Origin of the sequence: Hafnia paralvei, from assembly GCF_020150375.1 — a bacterium.
GTDB lineage: Bacteria > Pseudomonadota > Gammaproteobacteria > Enterobacterales > Enterobacteriaceae > Hafnia > Hafnia paralvei.
The window spans coordinates 1,524,303-1,551,066 of the sequence record NZ_CP083737.1 but is presented as its reverse complement, the minus strand read 5'-3'; the positions used below and the strand labels follow the sequence as shown (position 1 = coordinate 1,551,066).

At 48.8% G+C, this 26,764-nt stretch carries 28 protein-coding genes; 8 read left to right on the top strand and 20 right to left on the bottom strand.

What is annotated here, in order from left to right:
* Positions 1 to 2 precede the first annotated feature (2 nt).
* The 5 genes from K9N75_RS07305 to K9N75_RS07285 form a co-directional block, all read right to left on the bottom strand.
* Positions 3 to 785 carry an ABC transporter permease gene (locus tag K9N75_RS07305; RefSeq protein ID WP_061060254.1) on the bottom strand — a complete coding sequence of 261 codons (783 nt, stop codon included), beginning with the start codon at positions 783 to 785 and terminating at the stop codon, positions 3 to 5.
* On the bottom strand, positions 785 to 1,720 hold the full coding sequence (locus K9N75_RS07300; RefSeq protein ID WP_039189486.1) for an ABC transporter ATP-binding protein: 936 nt from the start codon (positions 1,718 to 1,720) through the stop codon (positions 785 to 787). The genes K9N75_RS07305 and K9N75_RS07300 overlap by 1 nt, the downstream gene beginning before the upstream one ends.
* Complete coding sequence (locus K9N75_RS07295; RefSeq protein WP_224452595.1) at positions 1,717 to 2,898, bottom strand: ABC transporter permease; 1,182 nt, start codon at positions 2,896 to 2,898, stop codon at positions 1,717 to 1,719. Before K9N75_RS07295 ends, K9N75_RS07300 begins: the two co-directional genes overlap by 4 nt.
* A 63-nt stretch (positions 2,899 to 2,961) precedes the next feature.
* Positions 2,962 to 3,894 carry a glycine betaine ABC transporter substrate-binding protein OsmF gene (gene osmF / locus K9N75_RS07290; RefSeq protein ID WP_008812835.1) on the bottom strand — a complete coding sequence of 311 codons (933 nt, stop codon included), beginning with the start codon at positions 3,892 to 3,894 and terminating at the stop codon, positions 2,962 to 2,964.
* Positions 3,843 to 4,928 carry a fatty acid desaturase gene (locus tag K9N75_RS07285; protein ID WP_114445280.1) on the bottom strand — a complete coding sequence of 362 codons (1,086 nt, stop codon included), beginning with the start codon at positions 4,926 to 4,928 and terminating at the stop codon, positions 3,843 to 3,845. Before K9N75_RS07285 ends, osmF begins: the two co-directional genes overlap by 52 nt.
* 195 nt (positions 4,929 to 5,123) lie before the next feature.
* Here K9N75_RS07285 and K9N75_RS22910 point away from each other — a divergent pair, with 195 nt between their 5' ends.
* Positions 5,124 to 5,222, top strand: a complete 99-nt coding sequence (locus K9N75_RS22910; protein ID WP_020303867.1) for a YohO family small membrane protein — start codon at positions 5,124 to 5,126, stop codon at positions 5,220 to 5,222.
* A 78-nt stretch (positions 5,223 to 5,300) separates the two neighbouring features.
* Positions 5,301 to 5,645, top strand: a complete 345-nt coding sequence (gene yajD, locus K9N75_RS07280) for an HNH nuclease YajD (protein WP_004096236.1) — start codon at positions 5,301 to 5,303, stop codon at positions 5,643 to 5,645.
* Positions 5,646 to 5,807: 162 nt separating this feature from the next.
* Here yajD and K9N75_RS07275 read toward each other — a convergent pair whose 3' ends face one another.
* The gene (locus K9N75_RS07275; RefSeq protein WP_008812832.1) at positions 5,808 to 6,398 is read right to left on the bottom strand and encodes a Yip1 family protein; all 591 of its coding nucleotides are present in this window, start codon (positions 6,396 to 6,398) and stop codon (positions 5,808 to 5,810) included.
* A gap of 267 nt (positions 6,399 to 6,665) precedes the next feature.
* On the opposite strand from K9N75_RS07275, the gene nlpA reads away from it, so the two are divergent.
* Together nlpA and K9N75_RS22875 are read left to right on the top strand one after the other, a co-directional pair.
* Complete coding sequence (gene nlpA, locus K9N75_RS07270) at positions 6,666 to 7,478, top strand: lipoprotein NlpA (protein WP_224452407.1); 813 nt, start codon at positions 6,666 to 6,668, stop codon at positions 7,476 to 7,478.
* A 43-nt stretch (positions 7,479 to 7,521) separates the two neighbouring features.
* Complete coding sequence (locus tag K9N75_RS22875) at positions 7,522 to 7,656, top strand: small membrane protein YohP (protein ID WP_441319086.1); 135 nt, start codon at positions 7,522 to 7,524, stop codon at positions 7,654 to 7,656.
* Positions 7,657 to 8,400: 744 nt separating this feature from the next.
* Here the strand turns inward: K9N75_RS22875 and K9N75_RS07265 are convergent.
* From K9N75_RS07265 to tam, 3 genes are all read right to left on the bottom strand, one after another.
* Positions 8,401 to 9,324, bottom strand: a complete 924-nt coding sequence (locus K9N75_RS07265; protein WP_130955257.1) for a DUF808 domain-containing protein — start codon at positions 9,322 to 9,324, stop codon at positions 8,401 to 8,403.
* 165 nt (positions 9,325 to 9,489) lie between these two features.
* Complete coding sequence (gene pbpG, locus K9N75_RS07260; protein WP_039187019.1) at positions 9,490 to 10,434, bottom strand: D-alanyl-D-alanine endopeptidase; 945 nt, start codon at positions 10,432 to 10,434, stop codon at positions 9,490 to 9,492.
* Between the two features lie 348 nt (positions 10,435 to 10,782).
* Positions 10,783 to 11,571, bottom strand: a complete 789-nt coding sequence (gene tam, locus K9N75_RS07255; RefSeq protein ID WP_114445169.1) for a trans-aconitate 2-methyltransferase — start codon at positions 11,569 to 11,571, stop codon at positions 10,783 to 10,785.
* 203 nt (positions 11,572 to 11,774) lie between these two features.
* On the opposite strand from tam, the gene K9N75_RS07250 reads away from it, so the two are divergent.
* Positions 11,775 to 12,695 carry an EamA family transporter gene (locus tag K9N75_RS07250; protein ID WP_039187021.1) on the top strand — a complete coding sequence of 307 codons (921 nt, stop codon included), beginning with the start codon at positions 11,775 to 11,777 and terminating at the stop codon, positions 12,693 to 12,695.
* 16 nt (positions 12,696 to 12,711) lie between these two features.
* Here the strand turns inward: K9N75_RS07250 and dusC are convergent, their stop codons facing one another.
* Together dusC and pdxR are read right to left on the bottom strand one after the other, a co-directional pair.
* Positions 12,712 to 13,656, bottom strand: a complete 945-nt coding sequence (dusC, locus tag K9N75_RS07245) for a tRNA dihydrouridine(16) synthase DusC (protein WP_224452406.1) — start codon at positions 13,654 to 13,656, stop codon at positions 12,712 to 12,714.
* A gap of 57 nt (positions 13,657 to 13,713) precedes the next feature.
* Positions 13,714 to 15,165, bottom strand: a complete 1,452-nt coding sequence (gene pdxR, locus K9N75_RS07240; RefSeq protein WP_224452405.1) for a MocR-like pyridoxine biosynthesis transcription factor PdxR — start codon at positions 15,163 to 15,165, stop codon at positions 13,714 to 13,716.
* Between the two features lie 131 nt (positions 15,166 to 15,296).
* On the opposite strand from pdxR, the gene K9N75_RS07235 reads away from it, so the two are divergent.
* Entirely contained in the window at positions 15,297 to 15,725 is a 429-nt protein-coding gene (locus K9N75_RS07235; protein ID WP_008812824.1) for a carboxymuconolactone decarboxylase family protein, read from the top strand.
* Positions 15,726 to 15,741: 16 nt separating this feature from the next.
* Here the strand turns inward: K9N75_RS07235 and K9N75_RS07230 are convergent, their stop codons facing one another.
* Positions 15,742 to 16,635, bottom strand: a complete 894-nt coding sequence (locus K9N75_RS07230; protein WP_224452404.1) for a LysR family transcriptional regulator — start codon at positions 16,633 to 16,635, stop codon at positions 15,742 to 15,744.
* A 104-nt stretch (positions 16,636 to 16,739) separates the two neighbouring features.
* Between K9N75_RS07230 and K9N75_RS07225 the strand changes: the two genes are divergently transcribed.
* The gene (locus K9N75_RS07225; RefSeq protein ID WP_130996625.1) at positions 16,740 to 17,276 is read left to right on the top strand and encodes an NAD(P)H-dependent oxidoreductase; all 537 of its coding nucleotides are present in this window, start codon (positions 16,740 to 16,742) and stop codon (positions 17,274 to 17,276) included.
* A gap of 58 nt (positions 17,277 to 17,334) precedes the next feature.
* Here the strand turns inward: K9N75_RS07225 and K9N75_RS07220 are convergent, their stop codons facing one another.
* From K9N75_RS07220 to bioB, 8 genes are all read right to left on the bottom strand, one after another.
* On the bottom strand, positions 17,335 to 17,631 hold the full coding sequence (locus K9N75_RS07220) for a VF530 family protein (protein WP_039187029.1): 297 nt from the start codon (positions 17,629 to 17,631) through the stop codon (positions 17,335 to 17,337).
* A gap of 118 nt (positions 17,632 to 17,749) precedes the next feature.
* Positions 17,750 to 19,768: an excinuclease ABC subunit UvrB gene (gene uvrB / locus K9N75_RS07215; protein WP_224452403.1), complete on the bottom strand. Its 2,019-nt coding sequence runs from the start codon at positions 19,766 to 19,768 to the stop codon at positions 17,750 to 17,752.
* 925 nt (positions 19,769 to 20,693) lie between these two features.
* Positions 20,694 to 21,227, bottom strand: a complete 534-nt coding sequence (locus K9N75_RS07210) for a DNA-binding protein (protein WP_224452402.1) — start codon at positions 21,225 to 21,227, stop codon at positions 20,694 to 20,696.
* A gap of 9 nt (positions 21,228 to 21,236) precedes the next feature.
* Complete coding sequence (locus K9N75_RS07205) at positions 21,237 to 21,491, bottom strand: hypothetical protein (protein WP_008812818.1); 255 nt, start codon at positions 21,489 to 21,491, stop codon at positions 21,237 to 21,239.
* A gap of 156 nt (positions 21,492 to 21,647) precedes the next feature.
* Positions 21,648 to 22,355: a dethiobiotin synthase gene (gene bioD / locus K9N75_RS07200; RefSeq protein WP_114445162.1), complete on the bottom strand. Its 708-nt coding sequence runs from the start codon at positions 22,353 to 22,355 to the stop codon at positions 21,648 to 21,650.
* On the bottom strand, positions 22,348 to 23,115 hold the full coding sequence (gene bioC, locus K9N75_RS07195) for a malonyl-ACP O-methyltransferase BioC (RefSeq protein WP_114445161.1): 768 nt from the start codon (positions 23,113 to 23,115) through the stop codon (positions 22,348 to 22,350). Before bioC ends, bioD begins: the two co-directional genes overlap by 8 nt.
* Entirely contained in the window at positions 23,096 to 24,250 is a 1,155-nt protein-coding gene (gene bioF, locus K9N75_RS07190) for an 8-amino-7-oxononanoate synthase (protein ID WP_224452594.1), read from the bottom strand. Before bioF ends, bioC begins: the two co-directional genes overlap by 20 nt.
* Positions 24,251 to 24,252: 2 nt before the next feature.
* Positions 24,253 to 25,290, bottom strand: coding sequence for a biotin synthase BioB (bioB, locus tag K9N75_RS07185; protein ID WP_224452401.1), 1,038 nt, complete (start codon positions 25,288 to 25,290; stop codon positions 24,253 to 24,255).
* Between the two features lie 106 nt (positions 25,291 to 25,396).
* Here bioB and bioA point away from each other — a divergent pair, with 106 nt between their 5' ends.
* Positions 25,397 to 26,686 (top strand): adenosylmethionine--8-amino-7-oxononanoate transaminase, encoded by a 1,290-nt coding sequence (bioA, locus tag K9N75_RS07180; protein WP_224452400.1) that lies wholly within the window; start codon positions 25,397 to 25,399, stop codon positions 26,684 to 26,686.
* Positions 26,687 to 26,764 lie beyond the last annotated feature (78 nt).

Below are 26,764 nucleotides of genomic sequence, written 5' to 3'. Positions count from 1 at the left end.
TTTTATGATCCTTCTATGAATAGTGCCCCACTGCGCCAGCGCGTGAGATAACTCACCCAACGCTCGAAGACCGCATCGGTAATCATTGCCAACAAGGCGACAAGCAGCGCGCCCTGAATCACGTAAGCCGTATTAAACCCGCTTAGCCCTATAATAATAGGTGAGCCCAGCGTTTTTACCCCAACCGTTGAGGCAATCGCCGCCGTACCAATATTGATGATGACCGACGTGCGCACGCCCGCCAAAATCACGGGTGCCGCTAAGGGGATCTCCGCTCGCCATAATATCTGCCAGCGACTCATACCTGCGCCGCGAGCAGTTTCACGGACTGCTGCGGGAACGGATTCAATGCCGCTGATCGTCCCCTGTAAAATCGGCAGTAGACCATACAATACCAGCGCGATCACCGCAGGCTCGGGGCTGAACCCCATTAGCGGCACCGCCACCGCCAGCACAGCGACCGGTGGAAATGTTTGTCCGACAGCGGTGACGGTTTCCACCAACGAACGGAACTCACGCCCACCGCGATGCGTAACTAATAACCCCGCGCTCACTCCTAATACCACGGCAATCAAACTTGAAATACCCACCAGCGTAACGTGTGCAATAGTCAGCGACCAAAAGCTATCTTGCTGATAAACAGGCCGTGTCAGATCAGGGAATAACGCACTAAACAGCCTTCCCATATGAGGCATACCGCTATTTAAACCGATTAGCAGCAGTACTCCCCAAAGCAGAGGATCTCGGTACCAGCGCCATGTGAACGAAGGATGTTTTCCTGACATTACGCCTCCGCTTTTTTGACGAGATCGGAAAAGTAGAGAACGCCAACGGGTTGCCCTGCTTCATCGATCACCGGTAGACGATCGACCTGTCGATAGATGAACAGCGACATGGCATCGCGCAAATTGAGATCGCAGCGGATCGGCTCCCCCTGTAAAATCTCACCGCGCCGCACGCGAGAAGCCACCACGTCCAGACCTAAAAGCTTAATCCCGACGTCGCTATGACCAAAAAACTGACGCACAAAGTCATTGACAGGATGGTTGAGCAATTCCTGCGGCGTGCCCTGCTGTATAACTTTTCCCGCATCCATCAATACGATGCGGTCGGCCAGACTCAATGCTTCATCGATATCATGCGTCACCAGAACGATCGTGCGTCCCAGCAAAGTGTGAATACGCGCAATTTCTTGCTGAAGCGTGGTTCGCGTCACTGGGTCCAATGCACCGAAAGGCTCATCCATCAGCAATACTTCAGGGTCAGCCGCCAGTGCGCGAGCGACACCAACGCGCTGCTGCTGACCACCAGAGAGCTGGTGCGGATAACGATGACGAAACTCTGCGACATCAAGACTGAGCATCTCCATCAGCTCGGTCACCCGCTCGCGGATACGTGCCGTAGGCCATTTCAACAGCTGCGGTACGGTGGCAATATTCTGTTCAACCGTCCAATGGGGAAATAAGCCAATGGATTGAATCGCATACCCCATGCGTCTCCTCAATGCCTCTGGCTCAAAGCTGCTGATATTTTGCCCAGCAAAAGTCAGCTCACCGCTATCGTGATCGATGAGGCGGTTGATCATCTTCAGTGTGGTCGATTTTCCAGAACCCGACGTGCCAATCAGCACGGTGAATTCCCCCTCTGCGATATGCAAAGAGAGATCCTCCACCGCCGGACGTCCAGCAAAAGACTTGTTAACATGTTTAAAATGAATCATTGTCGCGCCGCTTCAATTCGAGAAACCAAAAATTTAAATAGGGTATCAACCGTCACTGCCATCACGACGACCGGAATAACGCCGAGCAGCACTAAATCCAGCGCGCTGCTGAGCAATCCCTGAAAGACTATTGCGCCGAAACCACCCGCACCGATCAGCGCCGCAATCACCGCCATGCCTACCGTTTGAACCGCCACGATACGCGCTCCGCTCAATACCACCGGCAACGCTAATGGAAGCTCGACTTTTCGTAAAATTTGCGCTCGCGTCATTCCTACTCCACGGGCGGCCTCGATGACCGGTGACGGCACTTGTTCCAACCCCGCGACCACGCTGCGCACCAGCGGCAGTAACGCATATAGCACCAAAGCAATCAGCGCTGGGGCAACACCAATACCGCTAATGCCCAGTTCGCCTAACCATGGCCATGCCTGCGCTAACCCCGCTAATGGCGCAATCAGTAAACCAAACAGGGCGATAGAAGGGATGGTCTGAATAATATTCAGAACAGAAAACATCGGTTTTCTCCATGACTCCCGCCTAGCCGCTAATACTCCCAGCGGTATGCCTATGATCAAAGCGAATGACAGCGTGCTCAATAGCAGAGCCAAATGCTGACCAAGAGCCTGATTAAACACATCATCGCGGTTGGCATACTCCTTCATCAAAGAGAGCGTATCGAGCGCACCGCTGAGCAGCAAAATAGGCACAGGGGCGAGGATCAACAACGCCGCTAGAATACGTAGCCCGCTGCTTTTGGTGAGTCGGCTGACGGCATCTGCTCCACATAGCAGAGCCAAAGCGCCAATGAGCCAAAATGCACCGCCCAAAGAAACGCGCACTAAGCTATCTTCATCACCCGCTAAAAGATGGGACTGCCAAGCAATTAACAGCATTAACCCAGCAAACAGCGCACCGCTGATCAAATAAATCAGCCACAGTGCGCTTCGGTTTTGCGGGCAAAAACACAGAAGGAATAACACAGGAAACGGCAGAATCAATATCCATGCGTAACCATGAATAATCTCTCCCAACGGTACACCGCTACCAGACACCAAACGGTTTGCAGCCTGAGTGAGCAGCGGCATTTGCCATAAAGCCAGCATCATCAGCAGCCAGAGTGTGAGAACAACTCTGTTTTTTACCAAAACAAGATTCCCTATAGTTTTATCTCTCATCATCAGAGAGTGAGGCAAAGCAAATATCTCCCGCCGTTAAACGGGAGATGAGAGATAGTTAACTCAAGACTTAACAAAACCCTTATCTTTCAGATATTTTGCAGCGACTTTTTTCGCATCTTGACCATCAACCGCAATTTTGGCATTCAATTTTTGCAGAGTTGGTCCATCCAGAGATTCAAACACGGGCTTCAGCACAGTAGCAATTTCAGGATGAGCTTTCAGCGTCGCTTCGCGCACGATTGGCGTTGGTGCATAAATAGGCTGCACGCCTTTAGGATCGCTCAAGGTTTTCAAACCCAGCGCGGCCACTGGGCCGTCGGTGCCATACGCCATTGCACCATTCACGCCCGATGTTTGTTCTGCCGCAGCCTTAATCGTCACCGCTGTATCACCGCCCGCCAAGGACAACAGCTGATCTTGATCCAGTTTGAAGCCATAGGCGTTTTCAAACGCAGGCAGTGCATCTGGGCGTTCGATAAACTCAGCGGAAGCCGCCAGTTTAAATTTACCGCCCTGTTTTAACCATTTCCCCAAATCTTCTAACGATTCCAAATGGTTTTGCTGTGCGATATCGTTGCGCACCGCGATACTCCATGTATTGTTAGCCGGAGCGGGCGTAAGCCACACGATCTGGTTTTTCGCCAAATCCAACTGCTTCACTTTGTCATACCCCTGCTGCGCATTTTTCCATGCCGGATCATTTTCATCGGCAAAGAAGAAAGCGCCGTTACCGGTATATTCTGGATAGATATCAATTTCACCGGCGGTAATTGCGCCGCGCAGCACTTTAGTCGTACCAAGCTGGGTTTTATTCACCGTTTTGATCCCGTTGGCATCCAGCGTTTGCACAATGAGGTTGCCAAGTAAGGAACCCTCAGTGTCAATCTTAGAGCCCACGGTGACCGCATCCGCGGCCTGTGCAGCGCAGATAGAAGCGCCCATCAACGCCAAAGATGCCAGAATCTTGCGTCCCATAGATAAATTTCCTGCCATAACGGTTCCTCATCATTATTATTGCGGTCGCCAGAGCCTAGGTGCTCCGGTGACTCATCGCGGGTCAAAGCCATTAACGGATGTTGCGTGACATTTATCGAACGCCATGCATATTGCCGCCACCACTGTGAATATCCCTGAACCACAAATCCCTGATTCCTTTGCCGATACTCCATGCGATAAGCCAAATAGACCTTGCGCAATCCATACCACGGCAAGCTGGGTAAATCATGGTGCACAATGTGGTAATTCAAATTTAAAAACAGCAGCCGCCACGGCCACGCCGCCTCATTAATAATAGAACGGGCTGAGGGATCGTCCACCGCTCGGTGTTCGTAAAACGAGCGAACCATCGCCAAACCTAAGGCCGGATAGCTAATCGCCAGTAGATACCACCACGCTGACATCCCCGCCAACTGTACGATCCACAGAATCAAACCGAGTAATGATAAATGGATCAGCCACATGGCAATTTTTTTGCTCTCGCCCTGCATAATATCGCCGAGTTCCCCCTTAACCAACGCACCAATCCCCAGTGCAGGTCCAATAATCATGCGGCCAAAAAAGGTATTCCGCAGCCAAATAACCCTACGCCACATTGCCGATGAATTCTTCCATCGACACTCACTGAAATAGTACGATTCAGGATCTTCCAACGGATGAGTCAGCGACGCATCGCGGTGATGGGCCAGATGCGAATCACGATAAATGCCAAAGGGATACCAGACCGCCAGCGGCATCAATCCTAAGAGCTGATTAACACGTGGCCAACGGGTAGGATGACCGTGGATGAGCTCGTGCTGAAGCGACATATACCAACAGGCTAACAACACCAACAGCGGCGTCCCTAGCCATTTCCCCAGCTGTTCCCAGTGGTAAACCACCAACGCCCAGCCAGCATATATGGCAATCAGGACACACCATGTTGGGAGCTCACTGCGCCAGACCCACTGGCGTTTCCACGCACCAATGCGGCTTTGCTGTTCGGCATGTAAGTAATGTGATGACCGCATACCGCGAATTGCTTTTTTCATCGATGAGTCACTCCCTAAATCAGGTGAGGCTCAGTATTTCTGAAATCTATAATTCCATTAAATACTTAATAATTTATTTTTATTACTTAAATGAATATAAACCACAACAGAAAAGTGACTTGAATGTTACAAAATGGTTAGAGCAGAGGGCGTCGGCAGGGTATAATCGCCGCAATCGTATTGAGGAGAAGAATCATGCTGAAAAAAGCAATTATCGCCGGAATGGCATTGCTGACTTTGGGCGGCGTCGGCGGCGTTATTCTGGCCGGGATTATTATCTATGTTCGTTCATAAATCAGGCAAAGATTGGAGTGCGATGTAAATTCACCTAATATAGGTGAATATTCCCCAGTCTTGTTAAGGTCTGTCCTCATGGCAATCATCCCTAAGAACTACGCCCGTCTAGAAACTGGCTATCGTGAAAAAGCACTTAAAATTTATCCATGGGTGTGTGGCCGCTGTTCACGCGAGTTTGTGTACTCAAACCTGCGCGAGCTCACCGTACATCATATCGATCACGACCACACCAATAACCCAGAAGACGGCAGCAATTGGGAACTATTGTGCTTGTACTGCCACGATCATGAACATTCGAAATATACCGAAGCCGACCAGTATGGTTCCACCGTGATTGCGGGTGAAGATGCGCAGAAAGACGTCGGCGAAGCCACCTATAACCCGTTTGCCGATCTCAAAGCGATGCTGAATAAGAAATAGTGCGCCTATTTTTCCGCAAATAATTCGAGTGGCGGAACAAAAAAGCGTGAGCCTTTTTGACCAGCGTAATGGCGTGAAAAAGGCGCTGAAGGTAAACTCCAGCGCCTGCTAGGTTATAATCAACAAAACGTTTTCACTTCTACTGCGTTGAACACCGCAGGGCTAGAAAATATGCGAACCATAGCCCCACATGATAACGGTAATCCCCAATAGTAACTCGAGTACCAACACACCGATTGCGAAGGTCGATCCAGAGAAAATAAAACCTTGATCTTCAGTGATACCGAGAAAATTCGGAATACCGCGATACAACAAATAACCGCTATAACATACCCCCACGATAACCGCGAGCATGCACAGCCATACCATCGGATAGATTGATACGATACTGCTTAGAAACATGGGCGTACCGACATAGCCCGCAAACACGATACAACGATTTAAACTCGGGCAGTTTTCATATTCCCGAGCCATCCAGCGAATGACCATACCAACAAAACCCACCGCGGCTAGCATTAGCCCGTAAAATACAACGGCAATGGCTAATGCCGTCATCGGCAACACTTTAAAAACGCGATCACCGCCGAAATCCCAGCCAAACTGGGTAGTACCAATAAAAGAGCAGACAACAGGAATAGCAGCCATCAGCAGCACATGGTGAGTATAGATATGCGATACCGACTCATTTTCCTGCCGTATTTGCCGGAACTCCTGTGCCGGATGCGATAACAGTCCCCAAACATGGTTACTCATGACACACCCCCTGACGTCTGATGCGGGATAAACGTTTATCAACATTTTTCCCTCACTTTCAGTATAGAACGCTTACATAAAAACAAAGGTAAATAGCAAATCTTTTATAGTCTCAAAAAGTTTTTATTAATGCTATTTAGTTATAACATTGAATAAATAGATTGTTGTTTTTAGTCTAGGTTAGACTCACATTATAAGACCGCCTATACGCGGATAAACATTTAATAAATTAGTATTATTTTCGCTTATTTTATAAGGATGGTTAATATGAAATTTCGTTTATCGGCCATATTACTGGCGACTGCGCTAGGAGCGTTGTTTCTGACCGGTTGCGATAACAAAGCTGACCAAGCAAATCATATAAAAGTCGGCGTGATTAACGGTGCCGAGCAAGATGTGGCTGAAGTTGCGCAGAAAGTGGCGAAAGAGAAATACGGATTAGACGTTGAGCTCGTGGGGTTCAGTGGTTCTCTGCTGCCTAACGATGCCACCGATAAAGGTGAGCTGGATGCTAACGTATTCCAACACCGACCTTATCTTGCTGAACAGAATAAGGCACATGGTTATAAATTAGTGGCCGTAGGCAATACCTTTGTTTTCCCAATGGCGGGTTACTCCGACAAAATCAAAAATGTTTCAGAGTTAAAAAAAGGCGACACTATTGCAATCCCCAATGACCCGACCAATTTAGGCCGCGCATTACTGTTATTACAAAAAGAAAAGCTGATAACGGTTAATCAGGATAAAGGCTTACTGCCAACATCCATTGATATCACCTCTAATCCGTTAAATCTGAACATTATGGAGCTGGAAGGTGCACAGCTCCCGCACGTATTAAAAGACCCGAAAGTCACCGTGGCTATTATCAGCACTACCTATCTGCAACAGACAGGGTTATCACCGGTGAAAGACAGTGTATTTATTGAGGATAAGGAATCTCCTTATGTAAACATTATTGTCACTCGAGAAGATAATAAAGATGCCGCTAACGTACGCGATTTTGTTAAGTCTTATGAATCACCGGAAGTTGCTGCCGCGTCTGAGAAAATCTTTAACGGTGGCGCGGTTCAGGGTTGGTAATAACCGATAACCCGCACATTTGCTTATCTTTATCTATACTCATATGACTAGCGCCCATTACGGGCGTTTTTTATCAGCAAATAAGGAGCAGCAAATGAAAATATTATTATGGGTTATTGCGATTATATTTATTGTGGGGCTGCTGACGATTACTGGGGTGTTTAAGTTAATTTTCTAAGGGGTTTTAACTTCGGCGGCTTATATGCCGCCTAGATTTTCTGTGCTTGAACGGTTAAAGGTTTTGTATGCATGAGTTTGTGGAGTAGGTTTCGTATGCATAAGTTTATGAAGTAGATTTCGTACGCCTAATGCACCGAAACCGACATGAACTCCGTGCAGGCGTCCGAGTCGGGGGGCCAATCGCTGCCCCCCGACACCCCAGCTTGGCACCCCCTCCCAGCCCGCTGCGCGGGTGCCCTCGTTTCATCATTCCGGTTTTGACGGAACGAACGACAATCGGCATCCATGCCTCCGTCGTTCTTTCGCCGATATCAATCGGCGAATCCTAACCTGCATGATTCACTCGGCTGTCCGGTAATGTGCAGGAAAAGGTCAAGGTCAAAACCAAAAAGACAAAAGACAAAAGACAAAATCAAAACGATTTTTGGTTTTTTAGTTTAAGTCTTGGCTGGGAGAGCCGGCACGACAGGGATGTCGTGACGGAGTTTGGGGCGCCCTGGATGGGCGATACCAAACCGGAGCGGAGATGGCGTCTCGGATAAAAGCGCGCGAGTGCAGAGACCACGCGCTGGTGGTCTCTGCCCGTACGCCTTCATCAGTGTATCGATGAAGCTCAGTATGAACTGGCGGACGGAATATTACATAGTAGTCACATCAATGACAGGCGAACGAAATATTTCACTCAAGCCTCATAAACAACAGGATGGCAAAATATTAACCAGTGAGATATACCAACAAAACCTCACCCCTTCCTTGGAATCAACTTCCCTACTCCGCTGACCACCAGCAGAACCACAGCGCCAGCGATAACGCCAAACACCATATTCAGCACTGTGGGACCTATGCCAGAAATAACGGTGCCTATTGTTGGCAAATCAGCTCCGCTTTCGGCTAAATGCTCAAAATAGTGGTGAATCCACGGTAGGCCATGCACGATAATACCGCCACCGACCATAAACATCGCGGCCGTTCCCACGATGGAGAGGATTTTCATCAGATAAGGGGCAGCATCCACGATCCAGCCACCGACACGTTGAAGCAGCGCCGAGCTTTTTTGACTCATCCACAGGCCTAAATCGTCCAGTTTTACGATACCTGCCACAATGCCGTAAACACCCAGCGTCATCACCAACGCAATACCGCTGAGCACAATCACCTGCTGGAGAAACGGTGCACTCGCTACCGTGCCTAGAGTGATCGCGACAATTTCTGCAGACAGAATAAAGTCGGTACGCACTGCGCCTTTTACCTTACTTTTCTCGTACGCTCGTAAATCGTCTGGCACTTTTTCTTCAGGTTCCGATTCGGATGAGTGCTTTTCCTCTTTGCCGTGCATGACTTTATGTGCCAGCTTTTCAAAGCCTTCATAGCAAAGAAAAGCGCCGCCCAGCATCAGTAGCGGAGTAATCGCCCACGGCGCAAAAGCGCTAATTAACAGCGCTAGCGGGACTAAAATCACCTTATTAAGCAACGATCCCTTTGCTACCGCCCACACTACCGGCAACTCTCGATCGGCTGAAACGCCTGTCACCTGCTGCGCATTTAGCGCTAAATCATCACCTAAAACGCCTGCGGTTTTGCGCGCAGCCATTTTGCTCATCAGCGCCACATCATCCAGCACCGAAGCAATATCATCTAATAACGTCAGTAAACTACCACCAGCCACATTGAAATCCTTAAGCTTTAATCACTGAGATAATCATAGGGGCAAGGGGGAAAAATGTCGCGTTAATCTCTGAACTTGGTGCTGTCATAAAAAAGCGGCAGAGGTATTTTCCTCTGCCGCGAATGAATTCTGATTCGTTTAGGGGAATCACCCTCAAATCAAAAATTATTTATTTTCAGCAACCTGTACGCTGCCAGCTTGATGTATGCCCTTTTGTTTTTTGTAGCTTAATGCCGCAGCAGGAACTGGTGCGGCCTTACCGGTCAGCATCCAGTCACGCAGACGATTCGCGTCAGCAAAGTGGGTATATTTGCCAAAGGCATCGAGAACCACTAACGCCACCTGACGGCCACCGATGGTGGTACGCATCGCCAAACAGTGTCCTGCCTGATTGGTGAACCCCGTTTTGGTCAACTGAATTGCCCATTTATCATTACGCACCAAATGGTTAGTGTTGTTAAATGTTTCGGTATAGACCGGATTCGAGAAAGTCACCGACTGAGTTTCGGTGGTGCTAAGCTGGCTAATCAAAGGATAATTTTTGCTGGCAGCTAACAGCTTGGTTAAATCACGCGCGGTTGAAACATTATTGACGGAAAGCCCCGTTGGTTCAACGTATCGCGTATGTGTCATCCCTAATGAACGTGCTTTAGCATTCATCGCCTTAATAAATGCATTGTAGCCGCCAGGATAGTGGTGAGCCAAGCTCGCCGCTGCGCGGTTTTCTGACGACATAAGCGCCATAAGCATCATCTGACGACGACTCACTTCACTACCCACGCGTACGCGAGAAAAGACGCCTTTTAATTCTTTGGTATTATGGATATCCACAGAAATGACTTCATCCATGGCGGGCTTGGCATCTAACGCAACCATTGCCGTCATTAATTTGGTAATTGAGGCAATAGGCACCTGCACATCAGGATTACTCGAATAAATGACGTTATGCGTTTTTAAATCCACCACCATTGCACTGCCTGACGCCAATACCAACGATGAGGCATTGTGCGTTGTTGGCGCGTTCTCGCTTGCAAGCACATTAGGAACGCTAGCCACGCTGCTGCCCAGCAGCAGCAGGCTTAATAAGGAATATCGAAGTTTTACAGGCATGATCACATATCAATCAAATGTTCGATGACACCGAGGGGAGCACAAATGGGTATGCAAAAATCCTCGGAACGCGGCTTGCCACGCCACACGTAGGCTGCAGGCCGACAAGCTGGCGATAATCATACTCTTAACGTGAATATTTCAGCTACGAGAAGATGTGAGAATTATGTTTCTGTTTGTGAGCCACATATTCAAGCATCAATTCATTTGCTGGGTTAATGCTTAATAACATTATTCATCTGAAGAACGACCATGAATTTACGGGAAACAGGGCTATTAACTACAGCTTCCACCCAATGATTATCCTAAAGATCAGCAGCGTTGCTACCTAACCAAAACGCTAACCTCTTAAATAGCGCCGTTTTCAACGTTGCAAGCAACAATAAACAGCCGCGGAAACGCGAGCAGCACTTTTCCATCAGCACGTGGGGTATAGACCTTTTCCAGCTCATTTAAGTAACGGCGAAGAAACTCAGGTTGTTGTTCCTCGTCCAACTTATCAAGGAAAGGACGCAGCCCGGTGGAACTCAGCCACTCAATAATCGCCGAGACAGATGGCATCACGTGATAATAAGTGGTGCGCCAGATATCCACCTCGCAGCCCTGCAAAGCCAGCAGATCATAATACTCTTCCGTCGTTAGAAGCTTTTTACGTACGGACTCTGCTTCAGCATTCAAATACGTCCACGGCCCCTCAGAAGCCACTTTACGCATCAACGCATGAGACGGTTGATTGAGATTATCCGGCATTTGGATCGCAAGGATCCCATTATCAGCCAGCTGCGACACTAAATGCGGCAGCAGCGTTTCATGATCTAACACCCACTGCAACGCAGCGTTAGCGTAGATAACATCCTGTGCTTCATCTGGCTGCCAGTGGCTAATATCAGATTGTACAAAGGAACAGTACGGCAACCTTTTTTGCGCTTTTTGCAGCATCGCCAATGAGGTATCAACACCGGTCACCTGCGCCTGTGGCCAAGACTGAGCCAAAAGCTCTGTGCTATTGCCGGGACCACACCCTAAATCACTCACCCGTTGTGCATCTGGGCGATCGATTCTGGCAAGCAACTCACGTGCAGGCCGCGTTCTTTCAGCTTCAAAACGTAAATAAAGCTCCGGATCCCAATCACTCATGGCGTTTCCCTCTAATAAGCAGAATGTTCTGTTGAATCCCCTATATCACGGTTTGCTGCGCAGCCGAGGAGCGGAACGATGCGGCCTTTGTCTTTATTCTAGACATATCCAGTGACGTGGTTTCTCCCCCTGAAGACTTTAGCTATAGTTTCCCATTCAAGCCACTTTCAGAAATAAAAATGCGTCTCTTCAAGGAGTAAAGAATGTCCGTTAGAGATATGCTGTTAGCGCTGTGCGTCGTGGTTATTTGGGGCGTAAACTTTGTCGTTATCAAAGTTGGCCTGCACGGTATGCCACCTTTATTGCTTGGTGCATTACGCTTTATATTCGTGGTCATTCCTGCCATTTTCTTTATTCCACGCCCAAAGATCCCGCTGAAAGGGATTGTCATTTATGGCCTGACAATCAGCTTTGCACAATTTGCTTTTTTATTCTGCGCTATCAATCTGGGAATGCCGTCTGGTATTGCCTCCGTCGTTTTGCAATCACAGGTTTTCTTCAGCGTACTACTAGGCGCACTTATTCTGGGCGAAAAAGTCAAACGTAGCCAAATCGTGGGCATCCTGCTTGCCGCTGCTGGAATGTTTGTACTTGCCAAAGGTGGGATGACGGGGAACTTAACCGATATTCCGCTAATCGCCCTCCTGTTTACTTTGGCAGCCGGCTTTTCATGGGCATGCGGCAATATCACTAATCGTTCCATCATGCAAAACGCTGGCACGACCAGCATCATGTCGTTAGTTGTTTGGAGTGCTCTAGTGCCAATCCTGCCATTCCTGCTTTGTTCATGGCTATTCGAGGGACAAGCGGCAATTGAAAACAGCCTGACAAATATTCATCTTCCTACAATTTTGGCACTCTGCTACATCGCATTTCTCTCAACTCACGTTGGATATGGCCTCTGGGGGCGTTTACTTACCCGCTATGAAACCTGGCGTGTGACGCCCTTTGCGCTACTCGTCCCAGTAGTGGGACTCACCAGTGGGGCACTGATTTTAGGAGAGAAAATCGCTAGCCTGCAAATCTATGGTTTGTTACTGATTATGCTGGGATTGCTGATTAACGTTTTTGGAGGAAGGATGATGACAAAACGAATCCATTGTCCTGCTATCGAAAAAGATTAATGGTGCGGAAATATGGCTAAAGCCTCTCAATCGCACGCGCAATGTCTGGTGAGGTTTTTAATGCCCGAATCTCACTGAAAACTTCCGAGGCTTCTGTATATTCTTTGCGCAAATAGCCAAGCCACTGTTTAATTCGAGCAACGTGATATAAGCCGGTATCGCCCTGCTTTTCCAGACGCACATATTTTTTAAGTAGCAGCATGACCTCAGGCCACGGCATTTTCGGCTCATGGTATTTGATCACTCGGCTCAGATTCGGCACATTCAGCGCCCCTCTACCGATCATGACCGAGTCACAACCAGTAGTCGCCATGCAATCCTGCGCACTTTGCCAGTCCCAAATTTCACCGTTGGCAATCACCGGAATGCTCAAACGCTGACGGATCTTGCCTATAGCCGCCCAATTGATCTTCTCAGACTTATAGCCATCTTCTTTGGTTCGGCCATGAACAGTGATTTCAGTTGCTCCGGCCTGCTCAACAGCATCTGCTATCTCAAACTGACGATCGCCTGAGTCCCAGCCCAGACGCACTTTTACCGTTACGGGCAAATGTGCCGGCACCGCCTCGCGCATTGCTTTAGCACCCTGATAAATCATCTCAGGATCTTTCAGTAACGTTGCTCCGCCACCGCTACCGTTAACCATCTTTGATGGGCAACCACAGTTTAAATCCACCCCCCAAGAACCAAGTTCTACGGCGCGGGCGGCATTTTCTGCCAGCCACTGCGGATACTGCCCTAATAACTGTACGCGAACCGCGGTTCCTGAAGGCGTACGGCTCTGATGTGCCAGCTCGGGGCAGAGTCGGTAGTACACTTTTTCAGGTAATAAGCTATCCACCACGCGAACAAATTCGGTGATGCATAGATCGTAGTCATTCACCTCCGTAAGCAATTCACGGACTAGAGAATCGAGAACGCCTTCCATCGGTGCTAAAAGCACGCGTTTTACTGTCTGCATGGGTATGGCCTACCACCGTATCAAAGGCGAAAAATTGAGGCGCAAATGGTACTGAGTTCAGCGCCTATCCGCAATGGTTGAACAGCGCGCCAAAACATTCAGCAAGATGTTAACCCAACGCTGCGCCATCTCTTCACTTTCAACATTAGTGAATCCGAGAATAATCCCTTGCGAAACGGGAACAGTACCGTGATACCAGACGCTGAGCGCTTCCACTGCAAGCCCTTGTACACGCGCTTCTCGTTCAACCAAAGTATCGTCAAAGCAGTCAGGCAACCGCACTAACAGATGCATCCCACCAGCTTGAAGCTCCGTCGTTAATGGATATTGTGTTTGCTGCTTCAACGCCTGAGCCAGCCACATTCGGCGCTGAGCATAGAGGCTACGCATTTTTTTAAGATGCCGGTAAAACTGACCTGAATGAATAAACTGCGCCGCGGTAGCCTGCATCAATGTGGGACAAACGCAAGGATAGGTGCGTAGAGTTTGATGGAACTGAGGGAGTAACTGCTCGGGAACCACTACATACGCGATGCGCAATCCGGGGAAAAGGACTTTGCTCAACGTTCCAACGTACAGTACGCGGTCAAGCCGGTCTAAACTTTTCAGCGCGGGTAGCGGGTGCCCTTGATAATGGAATTCTCCGTCATAGTCATCCTCAATAATCCAGCGCTGTTCATGCTGAGCCCATGCTAATAGCTGCATACGCCGCGGCAAACTTAAACTCAGCCCCAATGGGCTATGGTGCGCAGGAGTCACCAAGGCAGCGAGCGCCTGAGGGGACTGTTTAATCCCTTGCTCCACGCATATCCCTTGATCATCCACTGGCACAGGAATGGTGCTGACCCCCAAACTCTGCAATACATGCCACGGGAAAGGAAAACAGGGTTCCTCAAGCCAAACAGAATCATCACGTGATAAAACAGCGTGCGCTATCAGCGATAGTGCTGACCGATACCCCGCGGCAATAAAGATTTGCTGTGCCGAACAGCGGATACCACGCGAAATTTGTAAATACCCCGCCAATGCCTCTCGCAACGGCAAATAGCCTTGCGGGGCAGGATGAGAAAGTTCCTCTCTGGTGGTATGTCGTGCGCACTGCGCCAATAATCGGTTCCACTGGCCAAGCGGAAAGGCATCCAAAGCCGGAACACCCAATTGAAATGGCAGTAATTGCGCAGAAGGTAACGGCATACCTGCATGGCGTGGCATTTCAGCGAGCTTTTTTGACGTCTCTGTTAATTTAGGTGCTATTAATCGTAGGGAGACTCGCGTCCCTCCTTGACCGCTGTTTTCGATATATCCTTCACCGCTAAGCAACGCATAGGCAGCCTCAACCGTTCCTCGCGCCACGTTAAGATCGCTGGCTAACCCCCGCAACGAAGGCAATCGTTCACCCGATGAAAGTACGCCATAGGCAATCGCTGACTTAATACGCTGATAAATCTGGCAATAGAGGGGTTCTTTGGACGAAGGATCAACAAAAAGGAATTCGTAGGACGCTGCCATTTTATGGCCTATAAAAACAGTCAAAATATGGCTCTATATGCTAGTCCATATTCAGCGTAAAGTCGTGCTATCAAACAATGACTGCACCATCAAAATGATGCAATAACTCACCTATTTGTGGAGAAAACAACATGTCTCAACTCCGTCTCGCCTATGGCAAACTATCCCCAGAAGCCTATAACGGCCTCATCCAAACCAGTATGGCATTAAGCAAAAGCTCTCTAGGGCATATTGTAGAATTAGTTTACCTACGCATTTCGCAAATTAACGGCTGCGCATTTTGTTTAGATATGCACAGCACCGCGCTGCGCAAAGCGGGCTATAGTCAAAACAAAATGGATATTTTAGCCGGATGGCGTATGGCTGAGCCTTTTGATGAGCGCGAGCGTGCTGCGTTAGCGTGGGCTGAAGCGGTAACGGATATCTCCTACTGTGGAACCTCGGATGAGCTGTTTGCAGAGCTAAAAACACACTTTAGCGATGCCGAAATCGCCGATTTGACCTTCGCCATCAGCTTAATGAACGCCTTCAATCGCATGGCCATCAGCATGCGTCAGTAATAAAATACCGTTATACCTAAGCTTGGGGTGGAAACTGAGCTAACACAAAGTCTACCCATGCTCGCACTCTCGGCGGCAAATCCGCCGAGGGATACCAAATGTGCATGGAGCGTGCACGCGGCCAAAATGGTTTAAGAATAGGTATCAGACGCTCATTACGAAAATGCTCTTCAAGATACCAATCAGCCAAACACACAATTCCCATATCGCAAAGTGCCGCATCAACCAGCGTATCTGGCGATGTGGAAATAAAAGCCGCCTGCTCTTCACTTACGCTAGTTTCATCATCCCACCAGCACAGTAATTTACCGTTACCCGGATTGCGATGCAGTAAACGGCGATGTGACGCCAGATCGCCCAAAGTTTGCGGTATACCAAAGCGAGCTAAATAGTTCGGAGACGCCGCCATGTTACTCGATGCGGAGCCTAGTTCGCGTCCAATCAGACGACTGTCTGTCGCCGTTCTCTGACCGATAGCTACATCAATATTCTCGGCTATCAGGTTAACCAAACGCGGTTCCATTTCAAGATCGATCCGCACCTGAGGAAAACGTTGCTGAAAAACAGGAATCAACGGCATGAGACGATGTCGGCCAAAGCCGGGGATCACGCTGACGCGCACTAATCCTGAAGGTTCTTCATAGGGAGAACTATTGTCCAATGCCTGATTTAATGCCTGCCAGACCGGTGCTATCCGCTGGCGAAATTGACGTCCCTCCTCGGTTAACACCACGAAATGGGTATTACGTGCGAATAAGCGCATATTTAAACGCGTTTCTAGCACTCTCACATTCTTGCTAACGGCGGCTGCACTGATGCCTAATTGACGAGCCGCAGCAGAAAAGCTTTGCGCATCGGCTGATGCCAAAAAAGCGGGAATTAATCGATAGACATCAGTTGGCAGTGACATGCTATTAACCTTTGGTTGAAACAGATTTGCATGTTTACAGGCTACACCAGCAAAGATAAAAATGGAAAAATGCCGCCATCGCAATAAACGTAACTGGAAATTCTATGAAAAAAATTTTGGTTTTAGCCGCCCACCGCTTTCCCGATCAATCACGTATAAGCCATGCCGCCATTGATGCCTTGAAAACTCAGAAAAATGTGACCGTTAATGAGCTAATGCGTGAATATCCAGACTATTCCATTGATATTAAGCGTGAGCAAAAGCTGCTCAAGGAACACGATATTGTCATTATGCTGTTCCCTTTCTATTGGTATAGCTCACCGGCTATTTTGAAAGAGTGGCAAGATGCGGTATTAACCTATGGTTTTGCTTACGGTAGCGAAGGCAAAGCGCTACACGGTAAATCACTCATGATAGCGACTTCAACCGGCGGTAATGCACAGGCGTATACCGCCGAGGGATATAACCGATATCCGGTAGCGGATTTACTCCTGCCATTTAACAATATGTGTCATTTGGTGGGAATGCATTGGCTAGAGCCTTACCTGATTCAAGGCGCTAACGATATTACCGATCGGTTGATTGATGATGGCGTTAATGGATTACTGACTCGGATCAGAGAATTGCAAAACGCAGGCTAAAACAGTCTCAATTTTGGCTAGCCGAGCTCGCGCCTGCGGGGCCGCTAGCCTTATCAATCTAACTGTCAGATAATTTCTTTCCTTTCCATTTATCCCAAGGACTTTCTGCAGGCGTGACAGAAGCCGCCGCGGGAACATCCGCAAGTGAATCAATATATAACTCTTCAACTTTTTGTCGCGCCCATGGGGTACGACGCAAAAACTTAAGGCTAGATTTAATGCTCGGATCGCTCTTAAAGCAGTTGATGTTGATGATTTTAGCTAGTTCAGCCCAGCCATAACGCGCTACCAGAGATGTCAGCAAAGCTTCAAGCGTAACGCCGTGCAAAGGGTCTTTAGAAGATTGAGCGCTCATGGAAATTCCTGTCAGCGATTAACTCGTTGCGAGTTTGGTAAATTTTTCGCACACCATACTGACTGCGGCCAAAGAGTGCAAGCCACCAAAGTGCCCGATGTGAGCATCACGCCAGAGGCTAAGACATCGCAATAAACTGATCGCGCAGCGCCTGAATATCGTCTCTTAAGCTTGCGGCTTCCTCAAACTCAAGGTTCTGAGCATGTTTATACATCTGCGCTTCCAAATCACGAATTCTCTGCTCAATTTGTTTTGGAGACAGAGCTTGGTACGCTGCTGAAGACTCCGCGGCTTTGCTGCTACGCCCATGTTTTCCTTTACTACGTGACGATGCTTCCCCCAGTTGCAGAATATCAGAGACTTTCTTATTCAGCGCCTGAGGAGTAATACCGTGCTCAAGGTTATAGGCTTGCTGTTTCGCTCGGCGACGTTCGGTCTCGCCAATCGCTTTTTCCATCGAGTTGGTAATGCGGTCGCCATATAAAATCGCCTTACCATTAAGGTTACGCGCTGCTCGGCCAATAGTCTGGATCAACGAACGTTCAGAACGCAGGAAACCTTCTTTATCCGCGTCTAAAATAGCCACCAGCGAGACTTCAGGCATGTCGAGCCCTTCTCGTAACAGGTTGATCCCAACCAAAACGTCAAATTCGCCAAGGCGTAGATCGCGAATAATCTCCACACGCTCCACGGTATCAATATCAGAGTGCAGATAGCGAACTCGTACACCGTGTTCATCCAGATACTCAGTTAAATCCTCAGCCATACGCTTGGTCAGCGTAGTCACAAGCACACGCTCGTTAATCGCTTCACGAATTCGAATCTCAGACAGTAAATCATCCACCTGTGTTGCTACTGGGCGAACTTCAATTAACGGATCCAATAGACCCGTTGGACGAACGACCTGATCAACAATATCGCCACCGGATTTTTCCAGCTCATAATTACCCGGCGTTGCCGATACATAAATAGTTTGCGGTGCTAGCGCCTCAAACTCTTCAAATCTCATCGGACGGTTATCTAGGGCGGACGGTAAGCGGAAACCGTATTCCACCAGCGTTTCTTTACGCGCTCGGTCACCTCGATACATCCCACCAATTTGTGGAATAGTTACGTGGGACTCATCGATGACCAGCAAACCATCGGCGGGTAAATAGTCAAACAACGTAGGAGGCGCTTCGCCAGGCTTACGACCCGAGAGATAGCGGGAATAGTTTTCGATGCCAGAGCAGTAGCCCAACTCGTTCATCATTTCGAGGTCAAATTGGGTTCTCTGCGTCAAACGCTGCTCTTCCAGCAGTTTATTGTTGGCCAACAGTACCTGCCTGCGCTCTGCTAAGTCGACCTTAATCTCTTCCATCGCCTGCAGGATACGCTCGCGCGGCGTAACGTAATGCGTCTTTGGATAAACCGTAAAGCGCTGAACTTCTTGTATCAGTTGGCCGGTTAAAGGATCAAATAGCGATAGTCGTTCGACTTCTTCGTCAAACAACTCGACGCGCAGCGCCTCGTCTTCCGACTCTGCGGGGAAAATGTCGATCACTTCACCACGAACACGGAACGTACCGCGCTGAAACGCTTGGTCATTACGTGCGTATTGCAATTCAGATAAACGACGCAAAATGACGCGCTGATCGATAATCATCCCACGCGTTAGATGCAACATCATCTTGAGGTAGGCATCAGGATCGCCCAAACCATAGATGGCAGAAACAGAAGCCACCACAATGACGTCTTTACGTTCTAGCAACGCTTTGGTAGCTGAAAGCCGCATTTGCTCAATATGTTCGTTTACCGAGGAGTCTTTCTCGATAAAGGTGTCAGAACTCGGCACATAGGCTTCAGGCTGGTAGTAATCGTAATAAGAGACAAAATACTCAACGGCATTTTCAGGGAAAAACTGCTTCATTTCGCCGTAGAGCTGTGCGGCGAGGGTTTTATTCGGAGCCATAACCATGGTTGGGCGGTTAAGATCGGCAATTACGTTGGCAATCGTAAAGGTCTTACCCGACCCCGTAACCCCCAACAGTGTCTGATGAGCCAAGCCGTTCTCTAAACCAGCCTCTAAACGACGAATAGCCTCTGGCTGATCGCCGTCTGGCTTGAATGTAGAATGCAACTTGAACGTTTTACTCATGGATCAACACCTTGCTGAAATGCATTTGTCTCTTAGTAGGGCTACACCGTTTCAAATACCGAATCATCAGGCATTGAGTATGGAAGTCCTGCCAAATTTTGCCACTGACAAAATGGTTTGCGCACATTCATCAGCGATTGAAATCTCATGATACTGGATATAAATCCAGCTTTAAACCATCTATGCACCGTTTTGTACATTCTCTCTCGGTTGTTTGCGACGAAATGGGGCAGCTTAAAACGACAAATTACATCTGTTTTACAATTTTCACCTGATGGTGACATTTATCCCCAAGACACCGCGCGAATTAACTTTTTTGTCTGGTGATTGTCAAGCTCGATTCGTTGCGCAACACGATTCTTAACCTATTGCTTGATTTTAAATAACCCATTGAATATTAAAGATTATAAAATATAGACACCATAACAACCAATGCAGGCGCAAGCCGCTCTGGCTCTGGATTTTAACGAGTTCTCTAAACCTAATGCACAAGGTTATCCACAGGAATAGTGGATAACTTGCACCACTCCGCTTGGCGCTTGAGTTACGGAAAAATGACAATCTGTTGGCAAATCGACTCTGGAGTGCTTTTTTTAGTTAATTTTTTAGCTATTTTTTCTTCTTTATATACTTATTCGCACTAACAAAAGCACTTGCTCGGAAAACTTATTTCGTCATGCGGCGATTCTGCGCTTGATCTTTTATGTGCATGATGAACGACGACTATGCGGCTGTACTTATTTTGAGCACCACCGTGATGAGCAATAAATGGGCAATGATCACTCAGGCTTTTATGTGTTTTAGATCACATTTAGTTTTCAACGCCAGCCTCAACCCGACATACCTTTCATGCCGGTTGATTGTTAGTCTTTTGTACAAACTTTTGCTGTGCTTGTTGCATTCACTAAACATGATGAGTTTACAATCATGGCTTTTCCAACCAGCCCGTGATCTCTCGCTGGTAGCGGCTATCGGCTTCGTTAAGAGATCGATGCAAGTTACATTGCATATTCACTGCTGCAAGCTCGAGCAAGCGGGTATCAATGGCATAATGTTTAACATCCCTTAGCCATGTCAGAACGTTAGCAAGATGCCAAATTGAGGTCTTCCCCTGATGTAAAGGCGCAGGGAAATTCATTCCTCCTTGCTCCATCAATTTGCGCATATTCTGACGAGAAAATCCCACACGTTCCGCGATATCCGTTAACCCAACAAAATCAGGCGCTGCTTCAGATAACACTGCGTTTGGGATCGCGCTGAGTACATCCTTAATCGCACTGGATATCGCCTCACGCGCATCTTTTGCCTCACGGCAAAAGCTCAGTGCAATACGCCCATTGACTCCGATGCCAATGGTGGCGTCGGTACACCCTGCAGCCCCTAAAGCCTCAATGTAATTCGACGGATCATCGTTCTGGTCCGACAAAGAAAAAATCAGCGTGAATTCGTAATCCTTCATACCTTCTCCTTAGGTGGATTGCTTTTCATGATGTGCACAGTGCTCCACCACTTTTTTGAGCTGACGAGCGTGATTCATCGCGTTCTTTGGCGTAGACCAAATGCACGTGATGCAAAATTCACCACAGCGGCATTTTTCGTTTGGGTACGGGCAATACATTTTTCCCCATGCATGACTCCCTCCCACTTCAATGCGCCACCCATTTTGCTCAACGAAATTCAGAACCTGCTCAATGTCCTTTTTGGGATGTACCGCTCTACTCATCTTCTGCTCCAAGCTTAAAAAAAACACAATGAGTTGTCAATTGACAACCCTTATTGAAACGAGCGAAAGATACTATGGATTGAAAACACGAAATAGAGGGAATCAACAGGAATGGAATGCGCTGCGCAAAACAATTTGGCACAGCGCTAAATTGCATCAGTACAAGAATGAGAGATCTAAATATCGAGCCAACGCCCTAGCATTCGCCTGTGGCAAATGAGGAATTTCACCAAGGCAGGCTACGGGCAATAAACGCCTCAGCGTTGCCATATACTCCGCATGTCGTGGCCCAGGCTCAATGACACAGTTGGCCACCCATCCTCCCAGCCTTAGCCCCGACTGTTGCACTGCCTGAGCGGTGAGTAAAGCGTGATTAATACAACCAAGTTTAACCCCGACAACAAGAATTACAGGCAGTTGTTCTTGTTGAGCCCATTGCGCAAAAGAAGTGGACTCACTCAGCGGCGTGTACCATCCTCCTGCCCCTTCTACCAAAACCCAGTCAGTTTTTTTGCGCAATGCCTGTAAGCCTTCAGACATCACTGAAAACGCGATAGGTTTGCCTTCATCCGCGCTAATAATATGCGGTGACGTTGGTTCTTCGAAAGTGTAGGGATTCACCTCAGCATAACTGAGCGATATGGATGAAGCGGACTGCAAAGCTAACGCGTCCGTGTTGCGCAACTCGCCATTGCGCCATTCACTGCCCGAAGCAACCGGCTTATATCCAGCCGTCACTTTGCCTATGTTAGCTGCGGCCTCAAGTAAAGCGGCGCTGACGACCGTTTTGCCTACTTCCGTGTCCGTTCCCGTCACAAACCATGCTTCGCCTAGTTTTGATAAATCTTTTTCTTGCTCATTCACGATATAAAACTCCCGTCACCAACTGATAGCTCAGCGGAAAACCGGCTTCTTGTTGAGGATAAACGCTAGCCAGCCGCTCAAAACGGCCGCGGCTCGTCAGCCCAGAATCTCGCCCTTGATGCAAATGTGTGGCGCCAATCCCTTTTAAAGACTTCATCAGGGTCATCACATCAGGATAAAATTCGGTTTCCTGCGTTAACTGCAAATCATGGGAAAACGGCGCACAGGCGAGTTTTATCGCCTCAAACGCGAGAAACTGGTTGGTATGTGTTTTTCCATCAACTTGCTGCCAAGCCTGAGCGAGCTCAGCAAGCGACCCCTGAGCCAAAGAAGAAAAAACCACTTTACCGCCAGGTTTAACAACGCGATGCATTTCCGCTAGAGCCGCATGCAAAGAGCTACACCATTGGATCGCCAAATTGCTAAAGCACAGATCCACGCTGCCATCGGGCAACGGAATATGTTCTATATCGGCGAGAACATACTGATCTGCGCTGTCATTGCCACGAGATTTCTCCAGCATGCCTGCTGCCAGATCGAGGGCGATCACCTGCGCTCCTGCGTGTCGAAAACGGCGGCTAAAGAATCCCGTTCCACAGCCCGCATCAAGCACCTTCAGACCTTCGTAGTTACTCACGCGCGCCAACAGTTTTTCGCCGCATAAGCGCTGAAAAGCAGCCACGATGTCATAACTGTTAGCCGCTCGGCTGAAAGAGGCTGCTATCGCAGATTTATTGACACTAAGCGTTGATGGCTGCATAAAATCCCTCCAGCAGGCGCTGAATATCCTGTTCCTGATGCGCAGCGCTTAGGGTTATACGTAAGCGCGCGGTGCCTGGTGGTACCGTCGGTGGCCGGATGGCGCTTGCCCATATCCCCTGATCACGTAGGTTTTGTGCTAAATCTAACGCCTCCTGATTTTCACCAATGATGACAGGCTGAATTGCCGAGTCTGACGCCATAAGCTGCAAACGAGTATCTGCCAACCCTCGCCGAAACAGCTGTACGTTATGCTGCAGTTGCTCACGCAAGTCATCGCCTTTACGTACTTGCTGTAGCGCCACACGCAACGCACATGCCTGCGCCGGTGGCATACTCGTGCTGTAAATCAAATGGCGGGCAAATTGAATAAAATACTCTGCGACTGACTCGGAACACAAAACCGCAGCACCGCTCAGGCCAAATGCTTTGCCAAAGGTGACAACCAAAAGATCTGGCTTTATGCGCTGTTGATCGCTGGTTCCGCGTCCTTGCTCACCGCACACGCCCACGCCATGTGCATCATCAACCATAAGCCATGCCCCACTCTGCCGGCTTTTTTCCGCTAGCGCAGATAGCGGAGCACTATCGCCATCCATGCTAAAAACGCCCTCGGTGACCACCAATGCTTGCCCTCCATCGCTCTTACTAAGCAATTTCTCTAAAGAGTCAGGCTGATTGTGTTGAAAACGCCTGAGCGTCGCATCAGATTGCATCGATGCTTCCATGAGAGAGGCATGGCTGAGCTTATCGGCAAAAATAAAATCCCCTTTCTGCATCAGCACAGCAATAACGGCCTGATTCGCCGCATAGCCGGAAATAAACATGAGCGCTCGCGGATAGCCCAACCATTCAGCTAACTCCTGTTCAAGCTGAGCATGCGCAGATGTGAAGCCGGTGACGTGGCCAGACCCAGCACTCCCTATACCATAGCGATCGGCCCCTTCCTGCCATGCTCGGATTACCGCGGTATCTCGGCTTAGCCCGAGATAATCATTTGACGAGAAATTGAGATATTGTCGACCATTAACGCTGATTTCACGTCCACTGCCGTTTTCGCTGATCGTCCGTGAACGATAAGCGCCTGCAGAGCGACGCTCACTCAGACGTTGATCGATTCTTTGTTGGAAGCTCATCATCACAAGGCTGCGTTATAGAACTGTTCTGTATCAGCATGCAGCAATTGTTCGGTGAGATGCTGTTGTTGCTGATTATCGCCGTGCTCAGTTTCCGTCAACTGAGGATTTAGTCCCAATTTGCGGAACAGCTGCACGTCTTTGTCCTCACCCGGATTAGGCGTCGTCAATAGTTTGCAGCCATAAAAAATGGAGTTAGCGCCGGCCATGAAGCACATTGCCTGCGTTTGTTCGTTCATCTGTTCACGTCCGGCAGACAAACGAACATAAGACGTTGGCATCATGATGCGTGCTACAGCGATAGTCCGAATAAAATCAAAGGCATCTACGTCGTCATTATCTGCCAGCGGCGTACCCTTCACTTTTACCAACATATTGATGGGCACACTTTCCGGCGCTTTAGGTAGATTAGCCAGTTGGGTGAGTAAACCCGCACGGTCGCGCACCGTTTCACCCAGACCGACAATCCCACCGGAACAAACTTTAATGCCCGCTTCTCGTACTTTCTCTAAGGTGTCCAAACGTTCTTGGTAGCTGCGAGTGGTAATAATGCTGCCGTAGAATTCTGGCGACGTGTCTAGGTTATGATTGTAATAATCTAGCCCTGCATCGGCTAAGCGATTAGCCTGTTGATCTGACAGCGTGCCCAGCGTCATGCAGGTTTCCATTCCCATCTCTTTCACACCCTGTACCATCTGTTCAAGATAGGGTATATCGCGATCGTGAGGATTTTTCCACGCAGCCCCCATGCAGAATCGGGTCGAACCTGCGGCTTTCGCCTGCCGTGCAGAATCTAAGACCTGTTGCACTTCCATCAGCTTCTCTGACTCAAGCCCTGTTTTATAACGCGAACTTTGTGGACAGTATTTACAGTCTTCAGGACATGCGCCGGTTTTAATCGAAAGCAGCGTGCTCACCTGCACTTGACGCGGATCGAAATGTTGACGATGTACCTGCTGTGCTTCAAACATCAGTTCAAGGAACGGCTTTGCAAACAGAGCTTGGGCTTGCTCTAATGTCCAATGTTGACGACCTGCCATAATGGCAACTCCCTATTCAATTTGAGGGGAAAAAGTGTCGTCAGTTTAGAAAAAAGCGGTACACTGTCAACCAAATGATCACTATTTTAGTTTACCAATACTTATTATGACCCCAGCTGATATCGAGTTCGACCGGCGCCACATCTGGCATCCGTACACTTCTATGACCCATCCGCTACCGTGCTATCCAGTCACCTCCGCGCAGGGCTGCGGGCTACATTTGGACGATGGACGCCAGCTCGTTGACGGTATGTCTTCATGGTGGGCGGCGATCCATGGCTACAATCATCCAACGCTAAATCAGGCCGTCACTCAGCAGCTATCAGCCATGTCACACGTGATGTTTGGCGGGATCACTCATCCCTCTGCCGTCACGCTCTGCCAGCGCTTAGTGGATATGACGCCGGAAGCGCTCGAATGTGTGTTCCTTGCCGATTCCGGTTCGGTCGCAGTCGAAGTTGCAATGAAAATGGCACTACAGTATTGGCATGCACGGGGTGAAAAACGACAGCGATTCTTGACGCTTAGTCACGGTTATCACGGCGATACCTTTGGCGCGATGTCGGTATGCGATCCGCAAAATTCAATGCATAGCTTGTATCAAGGTTATTTGCCGGAGCACCTGTTTGCACCCGCGCCGCAATGTGCCTTTGATGAAGAGTGGAATGAAATGGACTTTGTTCCTTTCGCTCGTCTGTTAGCCGCGCATCATCAAGAAATTGCAGCGGTTATTCTTGAGCCTATCGTGCAAGGCGCTGGCGGAATGCGTTTCTATCACCCACGCTACCTCAAGCTAGTACGTGCAGCCTGTGAGCGCCATGGTGTGCTGCTGATCGCTGATGAAATCGCCACGGGCTTTGGTCGCACAGGCAAACTATTCGCCTGCGAACATGCAGGGATCACTCCCGATATTCTCTGTTTAGGCAAAGCCATTACTGGGGGATATATGACGCTATCTGCAGCGATCACCACACGAAATGTGGCTGAAACCATCAGCAATGGTGAAGCCGGATGCTTCATGCATGGACCAACGTTTATGGGAAATCCTCTGGCCTGCGCGACGGCCGTAGCCAGTATGGATATTCTTGCCAGCGGAGAGTGGAGATCGCAGGTGAATGCCATTGAGCAACAGCTTAAGCAGCAGTTGTTGCCACTTGCTGAACATCCGCAGGTGAAACAGGCACGTGTTTTGGGCGCTATTGGTGTGATTGAAACGCATAAATCAGTCAATATGGCAAATTTACAACGCTATTTCGTTGAGCAAGGCGTTTGGGTACGCCCATTTGGCAAGCTAATTTATCTGATGCCACCGTACATTATTTCTCCCCAACAGCTTAGCCAATTAACCCGCGCTGTTGCTGGAGCGCTGGATATAAGCTCGCATTTCCTCGACTAAATCCCCCCTTGCTCTCAAACATCTACTCGGCGTTCTCTTCTGCGGGATAGCTGAGTAGATGTCTGCTCTTATTCCTCA